This is a genomic window from Pseudotamlana haliotis (genome assembly GCF_008806375.1).
Taxonomy (GTDB): Bacteria; Bacteroidota; Bacteroidia; order Flavobacteriales; family Flavobacteriaceae; genus Pseudotamlana; species Pseudotamlana haliotis.
On sequence record NZ_WAAT01000022.1, the window covers coordinates 13,696 to 33,625 of the forward strand.

Genomic DNA, 19,930 nt, shown 5'->3' on the forward strand with positions numbered 1-19,930 from the left:
GAATTTTCAGAGTTTCAGAGGTGAGAGGTTTCAAAGGCCCAGGGATTTAGAATTAAGGGTATCTACCGTCACCCTGAACTTGCTTCAGGGCTACATCGTAAAGTTATATTTATCATGTATTATTTAGGATGGGATGCTGAAACAAGTTCAGCATGACGCCATACGTGATCTATCAAATTGGTATTAAAAGATATCTATGAGTCTCAGTATAATGCTCTGCGGAACTCTGTGTAACAATTAACATCATACAAAAAAGAAAGCCTCAGTAATTAAACTGAAGCTCTCCTGCTATTAATCGAGTTAGTCACACAATTAAAAATGATTATGTCAATACTTTTTTAAGCCTCTAATTTTTCGGTAGCTCCAACACGTTCTTTAAATAGCCACATTTTAAAACGTGTGGTTAAGTAGAAAAATACAGGAACCACGATAAGCGTTAAGAAAGTAGCAATGAGTAATCCGTAGATTACGGTCCATGCTAATGGCCCCCAGAATACCACGTTATCACCACCCATATAGATGTTGGCATCAAAATCACTAACCAAAGTAAAGAAGTTAATGTTTAAACCTATAGCTAGTGGGATAAGACCTAAAATGGTTGTAATCGCGGTTAGTAATACCGGACGTAAACGTGCTTTACCTGCACGAACAATACATTCGTATAAATCATTAAGAGGTAAATAGGCGTCATCATCTAAATCTAAGGCGTTTTTTCTTCTATCGATAAGCAATTGGGCGTAATCGAGCAGTACCACCCCGTTATTTACAACAATACCGGCGAGTGAAATAATACCCATCATGGTCATCATAATCACGAAGGCATCACCTGTGATGACCAATCCACCAAATACACCAATAAAACTTAAGAAAATCGCTAACATGATGATTCCTGGTCGTGAAACCGAATTAAATTGGAAAATCAGAATGAAAAAGATAAGACCTAAACCTGTGAAAAAGGCACCCATTAAAAAGGCCATTTGCTTATTTTGCTCTTCAATTTGTCCGGTGTAATCAATTTTAACTTCTGAAGGTAAATCTTCAAAGGTTTTCATTTCTCTTTGAATTTGTCCTACAATGGCAGCCGCATCTGTATAACCTGGAGATAAAGCTGAATACACGGTTACCACACGTCGGGTATCTTTGTGTTTAATAGCGTTATATCCAGAGGTATTGTTTTGTTTGGCTACTGCCGAAACCGGAATTTCTTTAATCTTACCGGTGTTATCTCTAAAGGTAATTTTCTGATTAAAAATAGCACTAGTATTATATCTATTCTCTTCGTTAAAACGCACGTAGATATCAAAATCGTCGCCATCTTCTTTATATACTCCAGCTTTACTACCAAAGATAGAGTTACGTAGTTGGTTTCCAACTTGGCTGGCGCTTACGCCCAATTCACCAGATTTGGCACGGTCAACTTCAACCATCATAACTGGTTTATCTTTGTTAACGTCAATTTTTAATTCATCAATACCAGCGATATTTTTCTCGTTGATGAAGTCACGCATGTTTTCGGCAACATGAATAAGCTGCGCATAGTCGTCACCTTCAATTTCAATGTTGATTGGTGAACCAGCTGGCGGACCGTTTTGGTCTTTTTCAACTGAAATGAGAACCCCAGGGTAGATACCCACTAGGGCTTTTTGTACTTTCTGACGTAGCAATTCACTATCGGCACCTCTACGGTATTTGAATTCACGCATAGAAGCCGTGATTTTTGCTTTATGAGGCATTTCGGCAGCTGAACCCCCATCGGTTTGTGGATTTCCGGCACCTTCACCAACTTGAGAAACGGCACTTTCAACTAGAAAGTTGTAATCACCATCTTTGTATTCTTCGTCGTCTAAAACGTCATAAACACGATCTTCAATTTCTTTGGTAATGGCATTGGTTTTTTCAATATCAGTGCCTTCTGGATATTCGATATAGACAATAATTTGATTGGGTTTATTGTCTGGGAAAAATTCCACTTTCGTTCGTTGAGAAGCTAAAGAAGCACCAAAAGCGACGAATGCGATGATTAATAACACAAAGGTTGTGATGGTAATAAAAGCAGGCCATTTTTTACTTAAAGCACGACGAAGCTCACGTTCGTATAAGTTCTCTAGTACTACTAAAGTTTTGGTTTGGAATCTGTTTGCCATATTTCTTAAAAGCAATCTGTAAACCCAAAGCATGATAGCCGTAAAAATCATAAGTCCGCCTAAACCTCTATAGGCACCGCCAAAGAGTAGAATCAGGAGACCAATAACTGAAACAATACTGGTTATGATAACGATATTCTTTAAAGGCATGTCTTTGTCTTCGGTGGTCATAAATTTTGAAACCAATACCGAATTGAAGAAAATAGCAACAATTAACGAGGATCCCAGTACCGTAGATAAGGTGATAGGAAGCAGCATCATAAATTGCCCCATAACACCTGGCCAAAGCCCAAGTGGAATAAAGGCTGCTACGGTAGTCGCTGTAGAAATAATAATAGGGTAAGCGATTTCACCAATACCGACTTTAGCGGCTTCTTTTCGGGTCATGCCTTCTTCGTCCATTAAACGATATACATTTTCAACAACCACAATACCGTTATCTACAAGCATTCCTAGACCCATGATGAGTCCGAATAAAATCATCGTATTTAGGGTGTAGCCCAATAGGTTTAAGATCATTAAGGACATAAACATCGACATCGGGATCGCGAAACCTACGAAAAGGGCATTTTTAAATCCTAAGAAGAACATCAATACGGTAACCACTAATATGATACCGAAAATGATATTGTTTACCAGGTCATCTACCTGCCCAATAGTTACCGACGATTGATCGTTGGCAATGGTCACTTCTAAATCTGGAGGAAACACATTTTCTTTGGTGTCTGTTACAATGTCTCGAATTTGCTCAGCAGCATCAACCATGTTTTTACCCGCACGTTTTTTAACGTCTAGCATCACCACGCGGTGACCAAACTCACGAGCGTAAGTGGTTCTGTCTTTTTCTTTAAAAGATACTTTAGCAATATCTTTTAAATAGATGGGGTTGCTGTTTTCAGATTTAATAACGAAATTATTAAGTTCTGCAGGGTCTTCAACTTCTCCAAGGATTCTTATAGTACGACGTTGTCCACTTGAAATTAAATTACCAGCCGACATAGTAACATTCCCACCTTGAATGGCGCCAATTACATCATTAAAACTTACTTGGGCAGCCATCATTTGGTAGATGTCTACAGCCACTTCAACTTCTTTTTCTTGAGCACCACGAATATCTACCTGTTTGATTTCTTGAAGGTCTTCAATTTCATCTTGAAGGTATTCGCCAAAATCTTTTAATTTTTCAACAGGATAATCCCCTGAAATATTAATATTAAGAATAGGCATTTCTTCCGACAGGTTTAAGTCGAAAGCATTGGGCTCTACTTTGGCGTCGTTAAAGGTCGGCCAGTCTTCACTAGCGGTTTCAGAATCTATTTCATCTTTTACCTTTTGTTTGGCGGCTTCAACCGTAATATTTTCATCAAATTCTACAATAATCATAGAATAATCTTCTTGAGAGGTCGATGTGATTTCAATCACATTACTTATGGTTTTCAACTTGTCTTCAAGCGGATCGGTGATGAGCTTTTCAATATCCTCGGCAGTATTTCCTGGGTAAAGTGAGCTTACATAGATTTTAGTTTCTTTAACCTCAGGGAAATTTTCACGAGGCATGTCGTAAAAAGCAGAGATTCCCAAATAGAAAATCACGGCCATGATCACGTAAATCGTGGTTTTGTTATTAATAGCCCACGACGACATTCCAAATTCTTTGTCGATGTACTTTTTCTTTTTTGTCATGATTATGGCTTAATATTTAATAACTTTTACCTTTTGTCCGTCTCTTACACTACGGGCACCTTCGTTAATGATTTCAACACTATCATCAATACCGCTTAATACTTCAATAATATCACCTTGGGTTTTACCTGTGGTAATGATAACACGTTCAGCAACAGCTTCAGAGTCGTTGTTTTTATTTTTAACGACGTAAATGTATTGTTCGCCTTTCGCATTTTCAGAAATGATGCTTAAAGGAATTAATACAGCGTTCTCACTAGAATAATCGTTTATTTTAAGTTTTGCGGTTAAGTTTGGTTTAATGTTTTTGTCTTCATTAGGTACCGGAATTTCAACTTTAAAAGTACGGTTCGCAGGATTAATAAAATTACTTGCTTGACGGACCTCTGTGTTTAAAGAAGTGCCTAAAATTGGAAATTCAACAATTACTTTTTTGCCTTTGTAAATATCGGTAATGTAGTTTTCTGGAACTTCGGTTTCAATAAACATATTGTTAAGGTTAACAATACGAATTAACTGAGATTGTCCAGGCATGACTACACTTCCTTGGTCGGTAATGATATCATCAATCACCCCAGAAAATGGTGCTGTAATGTTTGTTTTAGACAATTGTGATTTTAATTGATTTACCGATTGTTCTTGAGCTTCATAGTTTGATTTGGCTTGAAGGAATTGAATTTCACTACCTATTTTTTGATCCCAAAGGCGCTTTTGGCGCTCGTAAGTCGTTTTAGCCAAAGCCAGTTGAATTTTCATTTGAGAAACTTGTTGCTCTAAACCGCCATCATCAATTTTGGCCAAAGTCTGACCTTTAGATACTTTTTGACCTTCTTTAACGTACACTCTTTCAAGAATACCAGAAGATTCAGGGTAGATGACAATGTTTTGCTTGGTTTGAACACTACCCTGTAATTCTAAATAGTGTACAAAATTTTCGGTTTTAGCTTTAACAGTTGTTACTAAAGGTAATTTTTTTGTATCGTCTAATTCTTCAATTTTCTCATCAATTAACTTGATTTGATCACTTAATTGAATTTTTTGGTTTTCTAATTCAGTTCGTTTAGTACGAATGCTTTCTAAGTTTCCTTCGGCTAAAATCTGTTCAACAGATTGTTCTTTACCTCCGCAGGAAATTAAAAGGAAAGAAAAGGCGGCGATTGTGTAAATATATTTCATGTCGTGATGTTTAGTAATTTTGAGTGTTTAAAATGGCGTCTAATTCTGCTTTTTTATTGATAATATCAATCATGGCTTGTAAATATTCTTGTTGAGCCACATAGAGTTGTGATTGCGCTTGACGTAAGTCGAAACTAGAAGCAATACCCTCAAAGAATTTGGTTTCGTTTTTACGTTCTATACGTTGGGCTAAATCTAAGTTTTGTTTTTTATTAGAGTAGTCTTCAATAGCAAACTGATATTCACTTTTAGCTGTTGCAATTTGAAGTTTTAGTTGTTGTTCGGTGTCCACTAAAGTTTCATTCGCTTTTTCTAAATCAATACGGGCTTGTTGTGTGGCTGCCGAACGGCCTAAGGAACTAAAAATAGGAATGTTTAAGCTCACACCAAATAGTGATGAGGCATACCATTTTTGATCACTTTTCAGGAAATCGAAATCTTCACCAAAAGCACTGTAACCACCGTTAACAAAGGCGCTTAGTGTTGGCATGCCTTGACTCATGGCTAATTTGACCATAAGGTCTTTGCTTTCTACTTCATTTTCAGCAATGAGGTAGTCAATGGTGTTCTCTACACTATCATCGGCAGCTAAGGCCTCCAAAGAGGTGTATTGTAAACTCAGCATTTCAAGATTATCTGTAAGCCTGGTAGGGGTGTTTAAGTCAATACCCAAGGTGATGTTCAACATTTGGTATGAGAGCAGGTTTAAACGTTTCACGTTGTTGAGGTCACTAATTAAACTTGATAATGAGATTTTTATCTGTTCTAAACTTTCTTCTTCTTCTAAACCATTATCAAAGGTTTTTTGAATTTCGTGTAAGTTAGATTCTAAAATTTTGCGATTACTTTTTAAGATTTTTAAACTTTCTTCAGTTAAAAGCACATTGCCGTAGGCGTTAATTACCGCTTTTCTAACTTCTAAGTCTGTTTTGATTTTTGCGTTTTCAGAAATCTCTAAATAAACTTTAGAAGCTTGTAAACCTACAAGGTATGAACCATCAAAGATCAATTGACTTAAAGTAGCTGTGGCTCCAATATTTTGTTTTGGACTAAATTCTACTGGTACAAATTCACCAGGCGTGCCGCCAGTAATTTCTGCAGGTAATAAGGACACCTGTTGTTTTAACCAGTTTTGGTAATCTACGGCCGCATTAATTTGTGGTAAACCTGTGGCTGTGGCTTCCCATTTTTCTTTTTCAGCCATTTCAATGTCTCTAGCTGCGTTTTTTACCGCCCTATTGTGTTCTAAAGCGAAGTCTATGGCTTCTTGCAAGCTAAATGCTATTGGAGTTTCTTGGGCAAAGGCCATAAAACTCAGGCATAAACTAAATAGTGTAATCAGTTTGATTTTCATTATCTACTATTAATTATGGTGTTTTTTATTGATGAAATCGACGCCTAGTGGGGTGCATATACCTCTTAAGTGGTATTCTAGGTAATTGTCTAATAATTGTTTTAAGGTAAATTGTGCTGAAGGAAAAATATCGTCGTCTTTAAGGGCTCCCATCGAACTGAAATAGATTCTAGAAATAAAATCTACATCTATATCTTGACGGTATAAGCCCGCGGTAATGCCTCGGTTTAAATTATCACTCACGCATTCTTGCATCACTTCAAATTGCTTTTGTCTAAGCAAGTCATGAATTTGTGGATAGTATTTTTTCAATTGAAATTCAGGCGATTCCTTTTGGTTGCTCATATAGGTTGTAATAAACTCTTTAATTTTAATAAGTTCTTCAACCGGGTTGGCTTTCATTTTAAAAATACAATCAATAGATTCTGATATACAATCAAACTTATAAATGGCCGTAGCTTCTATGAGCTTGGTCTTGGTATCAAAATAGGTATAAATTGTTTTTTTTGAAATACCCATTTCATTGGCAATATCGTCCATGGTTACGCTCTTAAACCCTAGGTTTGAAAACAACTCAGACGAGGTTTCTATAATTTTATCTTTCATAGGTATTAAAATCGCTGCAAATATAGCTACGGAAACTTTAAAAACAAAAAAAGTTTCCAAAGTTTTAATGATTATTTAACACTAAATTTAATGTGATGTTTTTTCATGTGATGAATTGGTTTATTTTTGCTTGATGCTTTCCATAGAAAAATACCAAGAGGAATTTGTACAATTCCTAGAAGAATATACCATTGTTAAAGAACCAAAAGGACTTTACGAGCCTATAGATTATATTTTAAACCTAGGCGGAAAACGCTTGAGGCCTGTACTGACTTTAATGACGGCTCATATTTTTAGTTCGGATTATAAAAAGGCTTTAAATGCGGCCTTAAGTATTGAAGTGTTTCATAACTTTTCTTTGGTTCATGATGATATTATGGATGATGCGCCACTGCGTAGAGGTCAAGAAACGGTTCATGAAAAATGGGATATCAATACGGGTATTCTTTCTGGAGATGCCATGTTAATTATGGCTTACCAGCTTTTTGAAAGTTATGAAGCTGATGTATTTCAAGCTTTAGCTAAGTTGTTTAGTAAAACGGCTTTAGAAGTTTGTGAAGGTCAGCAGTATGATATCGATTTTGAAACTAGAAACGATGTGACCATTGCCGAGTATTTAAAAATGATTGAATACAAAACAGCGGTATTGGTTGGCGCAGCGATGAACATGGGTGCTATTGTTGCTGGTGCTTCAGAAAAGGACCAGCAGGGTATTTATGACTTCGGAAGGTATTTAGGTATTGCATTTCAGCTTCAAGATGATTATTTAGATGCTTTTGGTGATCCTAAAACTTTCGGAAAACAGGTTGGAGGTGATATTATTGAAAATAAAAAGACCTATTTATATCTGAAGGCTTTAGAATTTTCGGAAGCTTCAGAAAAAACAGCATTAGAAACCTTATTTACGTCAACACCCGACGATGCGACGTCTAAAATTGAACGTGCTAAAGGCATATTCCGAGCTTCAGGTTCCGCGGAAGCGACAAAAAGTGCCATATTGGAATATACCAACAAGGCTTTTGAAGTTTTAGAGGGTTTAAATATCACGGAAGACAAAAAAGACTTGCTTAAAGAATTTGGTTCTAATTTAATGAACAGAACGGTATAATGCAGTTGCCTACTAATTTTGATGATTTAATTGCTGAAGCTAATACTTTGGAGCTGTATCAAAAGCTCATACAGCAATTGAATAAGGATTTTCTTCTTGCAAATATCGATTTAGATTTTCATGAAGATATTCTACCGAGCAGTTTAAAACTGATGCTTCACGAAACCGTTTATAAGCTCATACAGGAGAAATTCGCCGAATATTTGAACTTACTTTATATTGTTGATGTTTCTGAAAGCCAAGTCAAAGCGCTTGATGGCGAAGATACCGTTCAGCTTGCAGAAGACGTGGCGTTTTTAATTTTGAAACGTGAATGGCAAAAGGTGTGGTATAAGAATCATTATTGATTGTTTTTTATTGACCATTGACCATTGACCATTGACCGATGACCGATGACGGAAGACTAGTGTGACGTTGAAATTTTCTACTGAAAACGGTCTTCGAGCGGAGTCGAGAAGTTAAGTAGAATAGAATCGGAATAATACAATTATACAGGGATTCACGGATTTACTACCAATACTTAGGGCGTATTTTTTGACTCAGATTACTCTGGTTTTTAAACTATTTAGTTGACGTCTTTACGTCATAATGAGATATTTTTTGCTTTTTAGAAAGGTTCTCGACTCCGCTCGAACACCGGTTTTACTGGTGTTTCGTGACGGTCTTCGAGCGGAGTCGAGAAGTTAAGTAGAATAAAATTGGAATAATACAATTATACAGGGATTCACGGATTTACTACCGAAACTTAGAGCGTATTTTTTGACTCAGATTACTCTGGTTTTTACAGGTTTTTAAACTATTTAGTGGATGTCTTTACGCCATAACGAGATATTTTTTGCTTTTTAGAAAGGTTCTCGACTCCGCTTGAACACCGGTTTTATTGGTGTTTCGTGACGGTCTTCGAGCGGAGTCGAGAAGGTACATAAACTGTTTTTTTGGTTACTTTTAAATCTTAATAAGGATAATTTTATCCGAATTAAAAAATAATACTTACCTTTGTCGAGTAATCAATTAGAATATGTTTTCAAAAGCTTGTGAATATGGTATCAAAGCAGCGATTTTTATCGCTACCCAGTCTTACGAAGGTAAGCGCGTGGGGCCAAAAGCTATTGCAAAAGAAATTGATTCGCCGCAGGCTTTTACAGCCAAAATATTACAGGCTTTAGTAAAAGAAGGAGTGGTTACTTCGGTAAAAGGGGCTTACGGTGGTTTTGAAATTGACCGCGGACTTTTAAGTCAGATTAAATTAGCTGCCGTGGTGAATGCCATAGACGGCGATCATATTTACAAAGGTTGTGGCTTAGGATTACATACTTGTGATGCTAATCAGCCGTGTCCAGTACACAACAAGTTTGAAGTGATTAGAAATGATTTAAAAAATATGTTAGAACAGACAAGCTTAGAAGAGTTGGCGCTTGGTGTAAAATCTGGAGCCGCCTTTTTAAGAGTCTAAAAAAATTTGAATATAAATAGGATAAATTTGTCCGAAATAAGCAATATTATGGAAGTATTAAATAACAATGCTCAAAAAGAAGTTGGGCAATTCGTAGCAGAAGATTTTAGAACAGCCGCTGTATTTAGTAATTACGGTATCGATTTTTGTTGTAGAGGAAACCGTTCGGTAGAAGAGGTGTGCGAGAAAAACAATATTGACACTAATGAGCTATTAGATAAATTAGAAGCCGTGATTAGTGTTAATAATGGCGAAACTATAGATTATAAATCATGGCCTTTAGATTTATTGGCTGATTATATAGAGAAAAAACACCACCGTTATGTCGAGGAAAAAATTCCGGTTTTACGTCAGTTTTTAGCCAAATTATGTCGTGTACACGGTGAAAGACATCCAGAATTGTTAGAAATTAATGATTTATTCACCGCATCAGCAGGGGAATTGGCTGCACATTTAAAGAAAGAAGAGCTTATTCTTTTTCCGTTTGTAAAGAAAATGGTAGGTGCGACTATAAGTCAAGGTGCTGTTGAGGCTCCACATTTTGGAACCGTTGAAAACCCAATTGCCATGATGATGGAAGAGCACGATAATGAAGGCGTGCGTTTTAGAAAAATTGCCGAGTTAACCAATAACTACAATCCGCCAGCAGATGCTTGTAACACCTTTAGAGTGACTTACGCCATGTTAGAGGAGTTTGAACAGGATTTACATAAGCACATTCACCTGGAGAATAATATTTTATTCCCTCAGGCTATAAAATTAGAGAAGCAGTTCCACTAGCCAACTAAGCTATTAATTGCAACCCTGAACCCAGAAGATTGAGAGAGCTTTTGGGTTTTTTTGAAAATGACTGAATATATAATGACTAATCAGTTTTTTGCTTAACAAGCTCAGTTATAGTTGTTGTGAAAGGTTTTGCTGAAGCATTTCCGGACTTGTAATTTATGAGTTTTCTAAAATCCCATTTTCTATTTCCGAATTCTGAAGGGTCAATCTTTTCTATTTGAATGACTAGATAATGTTTATCATACTCAGAGGGTTTCGTAGCTTTAGGATATCCTTTTTTTTCTAAGTTTAATCTAGAATAAACTTGCGGACCTTTGCTTATAATCCGCCATAAATCACTAGATGATTTATCTCCATGAGTATGTAATAATAAGAACTTTGAAGAAACCGTATCTTTGTCTAAAACTAATGAGCCGTTACTAGGCCCCATTCTAAAATTATATTTTCCTTTTTTTGCTATCCAATCGTATTGCATTTCGCTATTATAAAAACCGACTAAAACATGGGTGTCATCAGGAATTAATTTTATCATTTCAGCTTTGTCGAGGTACTCAGGAATTGGCTCTAAAAGCTCGTTAGGCGTATTGTTTTTATAGATTTTATAACTTTTATGTGCAATATTTTCACGCTGCGAAGCCGTGTTTAAAAAGTGTTTTAAAACTTCTTTGATAAAATTTTCTAGGTGTATAGTTTCGTTAGCGTTTTCAGTGGGTTTGATTGGGAATGCACCTAATCCTGGTAATACTTCATGAAAACCACGTATGGGTTTGTTGGTTTCTCCGGGATATAAAACATACGCGCCACTTGTTCGTCTAATAGCATCTTTATAAGCATGCATTTTCAATAAATCTGCGTTTTTATAAATACCTTTTAAATTTTCTTTTTTCTCTTTATTTAATGTGTCTTCGGATTTATCTTCTCCTAAAATTTGATTAATATTTGCTACTTTGTATTTAGCATCAAAATGAATATGCACAATGTGGTCTGTAGCTTCAGCTTCTTTTTCTTCTAGGTTCGTTGGCCAAATGGATAAGGTGTAATCTGGTCTTAACGTTGTTGTCCAGCTTCCTGTTTTTGAAATATCATAAGTACCACCAATAAAGCTTCTATTATAATTAAACCTGATATTTAGATGTCTATTTGCCTTGTAATACGCACCACTCAAAGCTGTTACTTTTCCCTGCTTTAGTTGCAAGCTTAACTTATCATTGGATGGAACAATTAACCGTTCTAGTTCTTTAGGTTCAATTTCAAAAATATTCTTTAAAACATCTAACAGTTTAAAAAACAACCAATATTCGTATAGAGTGGCAATGTCCTTTTTACCACCACTATAAACATCATCTCCACCGTTCCATATTAGCTTAGCAGCCAAATCAAATTTTAACCACACTTTTAAAATTTCACGATAACCTTCTTTTTTTTGAAGCGTAGGGCTATTTAACTTTAAGGTAGTTGGTCTGGATACTTCTTTAAATAAATCATGTTGCAAATGTGTTTCTAATTTTTCTGAAACAATATCTGCCTCTCCTTGAAGCCTCGTACCTGCATTTGGATGATTTCCAATATTCATACAAAATTTCAAAAACGTTTCTAATGCATGTTTTATAAAGCGATTCTCAGAAGTATCTACACTTTCAAATTTTCTGTAAGATTGTATTTTGGTTGCTACCGATTTAATACCTTTTTGATATAAAGGATGCGTGCCTGTGAGTTTTAAACGGTTATCAGAATTTATTAGTGACCTTAATTCTGAATTTTTAAAACGTTTTATTTTTCGTGCATCTGTAAGTTCTGCTTCTTCTGTCCAATTTGTTGTAGGACTTGTAACTATACGCTGTACAGCATCATCAAACTCTTCAGAGTTTATTATAGAGCTAATAAAAGCAAAGCGTTGGTATAAGGTTTTGTTATCTGCGTTAAAGTCGGTTTCAAAAGAATGAGTTACCGGTGAGTTGGCTTGAATGATTAAATCTGTACATTTTGATGTAATATCGTTTAACATGTACTGATAATCTTTCCTATAGCTTGTTTTTTTAGATTGTACCTCTAATTGTAAATCCCATCTTTTGTCAGGTTGTTCCGTACTTAAAATTTGTAATGTTAATGTACCAACAAAAATGTTTGGTGCTATAACTCCAATATATTCTTTTCTTTTTCTGTTTTTTACAATATTGCTTTGGTCACTACAAAATAGGCGATAGTGTTTTGCAATGTTTTCTTTTTTATGTGAGAATTCAAAATCATAAAAACAACCTTCTTTTAATTGATAAACAGGTTCGTGTTCATAAAAATTTGTGGTATCAACTTCTATGTCGCCTTTTTTTTGAGCATCGACACATAAGTATAAACCATCTTTTATATAAGATAAATCTATTTCTATGGATTGTTTTTTTTCCATCTATTAAGCTTCTGCGTAGCTCGCAAAACCATTATCCAAGGCACCTTTATACATTCTTGTTATTTTTTCTAATGATAAAGGATATAAAACGTCTTCATTCCCTTTAAAAACTAAGGTTTCTTTATTATTTAAAAAGTTTTTTGAAACATCTGTTTTTTGTTTAACGCAAAAGGACGCCAACACTTCTAAAATAGGGCATAGCTTACGTCTAGAACCATGTAATTTTGGTAATAACTTTTGCATAATGGCAATGTCTATTTTTGTGTCTTCTGTAATAACGCTATCTAAAACAGTTAATTGGTTGTAAAGTTTGTGTATTTCTGTTGCCGTTCGATAGCCAAACTCAGCTCCCGTTTTCTTTAGTTCTTCAAAAAACAAAATTAATTTTTCGTTTAATTTATTGGTGGCTATAGTCTCAAATTCTTTGTTAGACGAAATTTTAATAAAGTCTTTTCCCATTGAAGCACCACTAAAATTCAGATTTGAAAAATCTATTTCTTTAGGTGTCTTTAAAAAATCTTCAATATCATCTTTGTCGACCCTAAACTCTATAACATTAGCCCTGTCTAATACTTTAGGGCTAAACATATAAGTGGTTTCATCTATATTAACAGTACCAATAATAAATAAGTTTTTTGGCCAATCTAGTTGTGAAGGAACATTGTTTTTATAAGTTTCGGTACTGTGTAACCTAAGTTTGTCTTTAGATTCCATAATACTTAAAAAGTCAGCAAAATAGCGTTCTACATGACTTAAGTTCATTTCATCTAAAATTAGAAAATATGGTTTGTTTATGTTTTCTTCTTTATTAGCTTCAATAAGTAATTGTAAAGCACCATTTTCGGGGAATATATACTCTTCGTTATTCAGTGCATTTACATAACCTAGAAGTGGTTCTCTGTTAGTCCAATCTGCTCCAACAGGAACAATGCAATATTGAGTGTTATCTTCCGAAATCCATTGAGCAAATGCTTGGGCTAGTTTTGTTTTCCCTGAACCAGATAATCCACTTAATAGTACGAATGGTTTTGTTGCTAATGAAGCAATGAATCTAGTTATTAGTTCTGGTTTATAGTTTAAGCCTGAAGATTTACAGCTTTTATGAAATAGTTTTATATTGAGTTTTAGAGGAGTTTTAATAAGGAGCGCTTCTGATGTAGTTGTGCCTAATTGTGAATATTTATTAATTATAGAGTCTAAGTCTTTATTTAGGATTTCTTCATTTGGCATATCATTTACATCATAAGCTTTATATATAAAAGAATCTCCATATCTGTGAGGTTTACCGAAACCGTTTTCTTTAAAATAGGTTGAAATGCTTTTTGCCTCATTTAAGTCCCACTGAACAATAGGTTTATTTGTTTCACTTATGCCATAAGCAAGTATTAGCTTGTCGATTTTTTTGTAATATAAGTAAACAGGGTAAATTCCGTCACTAGTTGTAAATGGCTCTTTTAAAAATGAAATCCATGGTATTTTTGCAGGATAACCTTGACCAAAGCTGACTTTAACTTTCGTGTTTTTATAAGAGTTTAAATAATGTTTTGTTTTTAAATTAGCGGTTTTCGATTGATTAAGAAACTCGTTTATAATTTCAAAAGCGTTAGACATATAAATTGTTATTAGTTCTTTTTTCTGGTGATCTTTTTAATAGTTCAATTAATGCGCCTCCAACCAATTATTACCAGTCCCTAAATCAACATCCAGCGGTACTTCAAGTTTGTAAGCATTTTCCATTTCGGTTTTAACCAAATCTTTAATGGTATCAAGTTCTGGTTTGTAAACGTCAAAAACCAATTCATCATGTACTTGAAGGAGCATTTTGGTTTTAAAATTGCCAGTTTCCAGTTTGTTGTAGATGTTAATCATGGCCATTTTAATAATATCGGCAGCGCTTCCTTGAATCGGGGCGTTAACGGCATTACGTTCTGCGGCACCGCGAACAATGGCATTTCTAGAATTGATGTCTTTTAAATATCGACGTCGCCCCAATAGGGTTTGCACATATCCGTTGTCGCGCGCAAAATCCACCTGTTCGCTCATGTATTTTTTAAGTTTCGGGTAGGTTTCATAATAGGTGTCGATAAGCTCTTTGGCTTCACCACGAGAGAGTTCGGTTTGATTGCTTAGTCCGAAGGCTGAAACCCCGTAAACAATTCCGAAATTCACCGTTTTCGCATTACTACGCTGCTCGCGAGTCACTTCTTCTAAAGGTACATTAAACACTTTCGATGCTGTTGAGGCGTGAATATCTTCACCATTTTTAAAAGCTTCAATCATGGTTTCCTCCTTACTTAAGGCCGCAATAATGCGCAATTCAATCTGGCTGTAATCGGCAGCGAGTAGGGTGTAATCGTCGTTGCGAGGCACAAAAGCCTTGCGCACCTGTCTGCCGCGCTCGGTACGAATTGGGATGTTCTGTAAATTCGGATTGTTACTGCTTAAACGCCCCGTTGCAGCTACGGTTTGCATATAATCAGTGTGCACACGTCCGGTGTCTGGATTCACCTGATTTGGTAAAGCATCAATATAGGTGCTTTTCAGTTTTGATAAACCTCTAAAATCTAAAATATCTTGTACAATGCTGTGGTCGTTTGCCAAAATGCTTAAAATGTCCTCACCCGTTTTATATTGTCCGGTTTTGGTCTTTTTAGGTTTGTCTACCAGTTTCATGTTTTCAAACAATACAATACCTAGTTGTTTTGGTGAGGCAATGTTGAATTCCTCGCCAGCGGTTTCGTAAATACGCTTTTCTAGGCTAGTGATATCGTTGTTAAGCTGTTCTGATAAGGAATTTAAAAAGTTAATATCTAAATTAATACCTTCCAATTCCATAGCCGCTAAAACGCGTAATAGCGGAATTTCAATGTCATCAAATAAGGTTTGGGTATTAGCTTCTCCCAGTTCATTTTCAAAATGCTCTTTAAGTTGTAGGGTGATATCGGCATCTTCAACCGCATATTCGGTTTGTTGCTCTAAAGCCACATCGCGCATCGTTAATTGATTCTTACCTTTTTTGCCAATTAAAGTTTCAATAGGCAGCGGCGTGTAATTCAAATAAGTTTCGGCCAATACATCCATGTTATGACGCATGTCGGCATTTATTAAGTAATGCGCTAACATGGTGTCAAATAATTTGCCTTTTACAGCCATGTTATATTTAGCTAAAACTTTAATGTCGTATTTTAAATTCTGCCCCACTTTTTCAATGTTTTCGTCTTCAAAAAACGGACGCAGTTGTTCGATTAATTCTTGAGCTTCTGCTTGATCTTCCGGAAACGGCAAGTAAAAACCTTTGCCAACTTCCCAGGAAAAAGCGATGCCTACCAACTCGGCAGTCAACGGGTTTAATCCTGTGGTTTCGGTGTCAAAACACACACTTTTTTGTTGCATGAGGTTTTTTATAAACAACTTGGTCGCCATGCCAGAGGCGACACTTTGGTAAAAATGTGGTGTATTTTCTATGTTTTTGCGCTCAAAAGTGTTTGTTGTTTGCGCTTCCGCGGAAGAAGGATCGGCTCCAAATAATGAGAACTGGCCTGCACCAGCTGCTTTGGTCTCTTTAGGTGTTTCTTTTGTTGGCGTAGCTTCGGAAGCTTTTGTACTTTCAGAAGTTGCCGCTGTAGATACCGTAGTCGAAAACGTTTTCACGAAATTGTCTATCAAACGACGGAATTCCAATTCTTGAAAAATCTCAGTCACCTTAGGAATATCTGGTTCCGACATTTCAAAGTCTTCAGCATTAAATTCTACCGGAACATCCAGCATGATGGTGGCTAATTTTTTAGAGAGTATACCCAATTCGCCATTGGCTTCTACTTTCTCCTTCATTTTACCTTTAAGCTGATCGGTATTGGCTAACAAGCCTTCCATGCTACCAAACTGTGCGATGAACTTTTTAGCGGTTTTATCACCAACACCAGGCAGTCCCGGAATGTTATCACTGGCATCACCCATCATCCCTAAATAATCAATAACTTGTAAAGGATCGGTCACTTCAAATTTTTTCAGCACTTCAGGAATGCCCCAAGTTTCGTAACCACCACCAAAAACAGGGCGGTACATGAAAATATTTTCAGAAACCAGTTGGGCAAAATCTTTATCGGGGGTTACCATAAACGTTTGATAGCCTTCTTTTTCGGCTTGTTTTGATAAGGTGCCTATCACATCATCGGCCTCAAAACCTTCTTTTACCATGATAGGAATATGCATGGCTTTCAAAATTTCGTAGATATAGGGTACGGCGGTTTTAATGCCTTCGGGGGTTTCGTCACGATTCGCCTTGTAGGCCTCAAACATCTCTACGCGGTCTTGGCTTCCACCTTTATCAAAACAAACGGCCAGGTAGTTTGGGCGTTCTCTTTTTATTACATCCAACAACGAGTTCATAAAACCCATAATGGCTGAGGTGTCTTCCCCTTTCGAATTGATTCTAGGGTTTTTTATAAAAGCGTAATAACCACGGAAAATTAATGCGTAAGCATCGACTAAAAAAAGACGTTTTTGATCTGACATTTTATTTGTTTTGATAGAAAACCAAAACTACGAAAACTTAGGCTTAAAATGATGGTTTATATTATGGAGCTTTATTGCGGACAAATAATTTTTTGTGCATCTACAATGGTTGAAAAGCTAAACATATGGCGATGTCATTCTGAAGGAGGCACGACTGAAGAATCTCTACTTTATTGTTGAATCGTGTCATTGAATTACTTAGGCTGTGACTAACAATTGATTATTGATTAATGATTCACACGTGGATTTGAATTTTTCATTATTCACTTTTCATTTTTAATTAAAAGACTACAATTCTTAACGATTCGTTAAATAGAAATCTTGCCGTAAGCTATTCCTTATATTCCGACTATCTTTATCAAAAAAAAAGTAGATGTTTCGTTGGATTCTGTTTATAGTGATTTTTCTTGTAGCCGATTTTTATGCTTTTCAAGCCTTTAGAACGGTCACAAAAAATAACATACTTCACATATTATATTGGCTTATTACCCTTAGCGTTTTGGGTAATTTTGTGTATCAGTTTTATGGTTTTAGCCGAAGCGATGGCTTTTCTCATACACATGGTTATGCCGTAGGCGCGCTAATTGCCGTCATGGTCCCTTTTATCTTTTTAGTAGGCATGATGTTTTTGGAAGATGTTTTTAGAGTACCGCAGGCCATTTACCGTTATTTTACCGTTGGTGAAGCTGCTAAAGGTGATTATTTCGCCTCACGACGTCAGTTTATAAGTAAGTTGGCACTTGGAATCGCAGCAATTCCATTTGCATCTATTGTTTATGGTATTATTAAAGGACGTTACAATTATAAGGTATTAAAATATACCATGTATTATGAAGATTTACCAGAAGCTTTTGATGGTTATAAACTCACACAAATTAGTGATATTCACTCGGGGAGTTTTGATGATATCGATAAGGTAGAATATGCAGTCGATTTAATTAACGAGCAGGCCAGTGATGTGATTCTTTTTACTGGTGATATGGTGAATAATAAGGCTGAAGAATTACTGCCATACAAATCGGTTTTTGGAAAACTTAAAGCGAAAGACGGTTTGTACTCCATACTTGGTAACCATGATTATGGCGATTATGTGAATTGGCCTTCTGGGGCTGCCAAAAAACAGAATTTAGAGAATTTAAAAACCATTCAAAAAGAAATTGGCTTCAATATGCTGTTGAATGACACTAAGTTTTTAGAGAAGAATGGCGAACGCATTGCTTTAGTAGGTGTTGAAAACTGGGGCGTTGGTGGTTTTAAACAAGCTGGTGATTTAAAAAAGGCCGCTCGAAATGTTCAGGCTAACGACTTTAAAATACTTATGAGTCATGACCCAACCCACTGGGAAAAACAAGTGGTTCAAGATGATTATCATTATCATTTAACGCTAAGCGGACACACTCATGGGATGCAGTTTGGTATTGAAATTCCGGGTTGGTTTCGTTGGAGCCCTTCCAAGTGGCGTTACAAGCATTGGGCTGGTATCTACGAAAATAAGGGACAGTTTATTAACGTAAATCGCGGATTTGGATACCTGGCTTTTCCGGGTCGTGTGGGTATTTGGCCTGAAATAACGGTTATTGAACTAAAAAAGGGCATCGCACCGGCATAATTGCCTATAAATGTTGCTTTTGAATAGAAATTGCTTATTTTTATAATAATTCATTAACACCATTTGAGCAAAGCGGTTGGTCTTATGAAGACTAAATGGCGGTGTTTTTAGTTAATGTATCTGATTAATAAACTAGAAAGTATGTCAAAATTTGGTGAACTTATAGATGTGAACATTCCTGTGCTTTTAGACTTTTACACAGAGTGGAATAAACAATCGGAGGCCATGCATCTCACTTTAAGAGATGTGGCTGCAGCTTTAGGCGATAAAGCTAAAGTGATTAAAATTGATATTGAAAAAAACAAAGAACTTGCCGATGCCTTGCGTGTAAAAGCTCTGCCTACATTAATCATTTATAAAGATGGTGAAATGAAATGGCGCTACAGTGGTGAGCAAGATGCTAATACCCTTATTGGTATTATCCAAGATTATATTTAAAGGTTTAAGGCTTTGAATGTGTAGCCTTTTTGGCTATAATATTCCAAAACTTTTGGGAGCGCATACTGCATGTTTTTAGCTGCTTTTAGGCTATCGTGAAACACAATAATACTTCCGTTGCTTGCTTTGCTAAGCACCTTATTTAAACAGGTTTCTTCACTTATTGATTTATCCCAATCAAAGGATAAAACATCCCACATGATAATTTTGTATTGATCAGCTAACAATCTTTTGGCTTGACTGTTTTTTATTCTGCCGTGCGGCGGACGAAATAACTTGGTCATTGTGTTGTTTTGAGTTTCAGAATCTATGATGGCTTGCGTTTTTAAAACTTCCGTGATGTAGTCTTCCGTTTTTGTCTGCCAGCCTTTTACGTGATTGAAGGTGTGATTGCCAATTGTATGACCCGCTTCTAAGATATCTTGAAAAATCTCAGGATACTTTTGGATGTTATTTCCAATACAGAAAAAAGTGGCTTGGGCCTGGTGTTTTTTTAATAAGTCTAAAGTCCAATTGGTGATTTCTGGCGTTGGGCCGTCATCAAAAGTAAGGTAGATGGTTTTATCACTAGTTGCGATGTCCCAAATATAATTTGGGAACATCTTCTTGACAATTAGCGGTGTTTTAACAGGTACTATAGACATACCTTTAATTTAT

General features: G+C 36.0%; 14 protein-coding genes. 6 read left to right on the top strand and 8 right to left on the bottom strand.

Going from position 1 to position 19,930, the window contains the following annotated elements; genetic code table 11:
• Window positions 1-338 precede the first annotated feature (338 nt).
• Genes F6U93_RS02290 through F6U93_RS02305 form a run of 4 tightly spaced genes read right to left on the bottom strand, consistent with a single transcriptional unit; the run spans window position 339 to window position 6,963 of the window.
• Window positions 339-3,827 (bottom strand): efflux RND transporter permease subunit, encoded by a 3,489-nt coding sequence (locus F6U93_RS02290; RefSeq protein ID WP_150936428.1) that lies wholly within the window; start codon window positions 3,825-3,827, stop codon window positions 339-341.
• Between the two features lie 9 nt (window positions 3,828-3,836).
• On the bottom strand, window positions 3,837-5,003 hold the full coding sequence (locus F6U93_RS02295; RefSeq protein WP_150936430.1) for an efflux RND transporter periplasmic adaptor subunit: 1,167 nt from the start codon (window positions 5,001-5,003) through the stop codon (window positions 3,837-3,839).
• A gap of 10 nt (window positions 5,004-5,013) precedes the next feature.
• Window positions 5,014-6,357, bottom strand: coding sequence for a TolC family protein (locus F6U93_RS02300; protein WP_150936432.1), 1,344 nt, complete (start codon window positions 6,355-6,357; stop codon window positions 5,014-5,016).
• A gap of 9 nt (window positions 6,358-6,366) precedes the next feature.
• On the bottom strand, window positions 6,367-6,963 hold the full coding sequence (locus tag F6U93_RS02305; protein WP_150936798.1) for a TetR/AcrR family transcriptional regulator: 597 nt from the start codon (window positions 6,961-6,963) through the stop codon (window positions 6,367-6,369).
• Between the two features lie 133 nt (window positions 6,964-7,096).
• Between F6U93_RS02305 and F6U93_RS02310 the strand changes: the two genes are divergently transcribed.
• The 4 genes from F6U93_RS02310 (at window position 7,097) to ric (ending at window position 10,304) form a co-directional block, all read left to right on the top strand.
• Window positions 7,097-8,071: a polyprenyl synthetase family protein gene (locus F6U93_RS02310; protein ID WP_150936434.1), complete on the top strand. Its 975-nt coding sequence runs from the start codon at window positions 7,097-7,099 to the stop codon at window positions 8,069-8,071.
• Window positions 8,071-8,418, top strand: a complete 348-nt coding sequence (locus F6U93_RS02315; RefSeq protein ID WP_150936436.1) for a hypothetical protein — start codon at window positions 8,071-8,073, stop codon at window positions 8,416-8,418. Before F6U93_RS02310 ends, F6U93_RS02315 begins: the two co-directional genes overlap by 1 nt.
• Window positions 8,419-9,089: 671 nt before the next feature.
• Window positions 9,090-9,524, top strand: coding sequence for an RrF2 family transcriptional regulator (locus tag F6U93_RS02320; RefSeq protein ID WP_150936439.1), 435 nt, complete (start codon window positions 9,090-9,092; stop codon window positions 9,522-9,524).
• A gap of 48 nt (window positions 9,525-9,572) precedes the next feature.
• Window positions 9,573-10,304: an iron-sulfur cluster repair di-iron protein gene (gene ric, locus F6U93_RS02325; RefSeq protein ID WP_150936442.1), complete on the top strand. Its 732-nt coding sequence runs from the start codon at window positions 9,573-9,575 to the stop codon at window positions 10,302-10,304.
• Between the two features lie 85 nt (window positions 10,305-10,389).
• Here the strand turns inward: ric and F6U93_RS02330 are convergent, their stop codons facing one another.
• The 3 genes from F6U93_RS02330 to polA are packed head-to-tail and all read right to left on the bottom strand — an operon-like array spanning window position 10,390 to window position 17,226.
• A complete protein-coding gene (locus F6U93_RS02330) occupies window positions 10,390-12,711 on the bottom strand; it encodes a DUF2357 domain-containing protein (RefSeq protein WP_150936444.1) in 2,322 nt (773 codons plus the stop codon).
• 3 nt (window positions 12,712-12,714) lie between these two features.
• Window positions 12,715-14,322, bottom strand: a complete 1,608-nt coding sequence (locus F6U93_RS02335) for an MrcB family domain-containing protein (protein ID WP_150936446.1) — start codon at window positions 14,320-14,322, stop codon at window positions 12,715-12,717.
• Between the two features lie 48 nt (window positions 14,323-14,370).
• Window positions 14,371-17,226 (bottom strand): DNA polymerase I, encoded by a 2,856-nt coding sequence (polA, locus tag F6U93_RS02340; RefSeq protein ID WP_150936448.1) that lies wholly within the window; start codon window positions 17,224-17,226, stop codon window positions 14,371-14,373.
• A 373-nt stretch (window positions 17,227-17,599) separates the two neighbouring features.
• On the opposite strand from polA, the gene F6U93_RS02345 reads away from it, so the two are divergent.
• Both F6U93_RS02345 and F6U93_RS02350 read left to right on the top strand, forming a co-directional pair.
• Entirely contained in the window at window positions 17,600-18,835 is a 1,236-nt protein-coding gene (locus F6U93_RS02345) for a metallophosphoesterase (protein ID WP_150936449.1), read from the top strand.
• 141 nt (window positions 18,836-18,976) lie between these two features.
• Complete coding sequence (locus F6U93_RS02350) at window positions 18,977-19,273, top strand: thioredoxin family protein (protein WP_150936452.1); 297 nt, start codon at window positions 18,977-18,979, stop codon at window positions 19,271-19,273.
• Here the strand turns inward: F6U93_RS02350 and F6U93_RS02355 are convergent.
• Window positions 19,270-19,917: a polysaccharide deacetylase family protein gene (locus F6U93_RS02355; protein WP_150936454.1), complete on the bottom strand. Its 648-nt coding sequence runs from the start codon at window positions 19,915-19,917 to the stop codon at window positions 19,270-19,272. The two genes, F6U93_RS02350 and F6U93_RS02355, sit on opposite strands and share 4 nt — an antisense overlap.
• Between the last annotated feature and the right edge of the window lie 13 nt (window positions 19,918-19,930).

Coding starts and splice junctions, on each gene's coding strand:
- F6U93_RS02315 (WP_150936436.1), top strand. CDS start 8,071: ATGCAGTTGCCTACTAATTTTGATGATTTAATTGCTGAAGCTAATACT.
- F6U93_RS02310 (WP_150936434.1), top strand. CDS start 7,097: ATGCTTTCCATAGAAAAATACCAAGAGGAATTTGTACAATTCCTAGAA.
- F6U93_RS02300 (WP_150936432.1), bottom strand. CDS start 6,357: ATGAAAATCAAACTGATTACACTATTTAGTTTATGCCTGAGTTTTATG.
- ric (WP_150936442.1), top strand. CDS start 9,573: ATGGAAGTATTAAATAACAATGCTCAAAAAGAAGTTGGGCAATTCGTA.
- polA (WP_150936448.1), bottom strand. CDS start 17,226: ATGTCAGATCAAAAACGTCTTTTTTTAGTCGATGCTTACGCATTAATT.
- F6U93_RS02295 (WP_150936430.1), bottom strand. CDS start 5,003: ATGAAATATATTTACACAATCGCCGCCTTTTCTTTCCTTTTAATTTCC.
- F6U93_RS02345 (WP_150936449.1), top strand. CDS start 17,600: ATGTTTCGTTGGATTCTGTTTATAGTGATTTTTCTTGTAGCCGATTTT.
- F6U93_RS02335 (WP_150936446.1), bottom strand. CDS start 14,322: ATGTCTAACGCTTTTGAAATTATAAACGAGTTTCTTAATCAATCGAAA.
- F6U93_RS02320 (WP_150936439.1), top strand. CDS start 9,090: ATGTTTTCAAAAGCTTGTGAATATGGTATCAAAGCAGCGATTTTTATC.
- F6U93_RS02350 (WP_150936452.1), top strand. CDS start 18,977: ATGTCAAAATTTGGTGAACTTATAGATGTGAACATTCCTGTGCTTTTA.
- F6U93_RS02305 (WP_150936798.1), bottom strand. CDS start 6,963: ATGAAAGATAAAATTATAGAAACCTCGTCTGAGTTGTTTTCAAACCTA.
- F6U93_RS02355 (WP_150936454.1), bottom strand. CDS start 19,917: ATGTCTATAGTACCTGTTAAAACACCGCTAATTGTCAAGAAGATGTTC.
- F6U93_RS02330 (WP_150936444.1), bottom strand. CDS start 12,711: ATGGAAAAAAAACAATCCATAGAAATAGATTTATCTTATATAAAAGAT.
- F6U93_RS02290 (WP_150936428.1), bottom strand. CDS start 3,827: ATGACAAAAAAGAAAAAGTACATCGACAAAGAATTTGGAATGTCGTCG.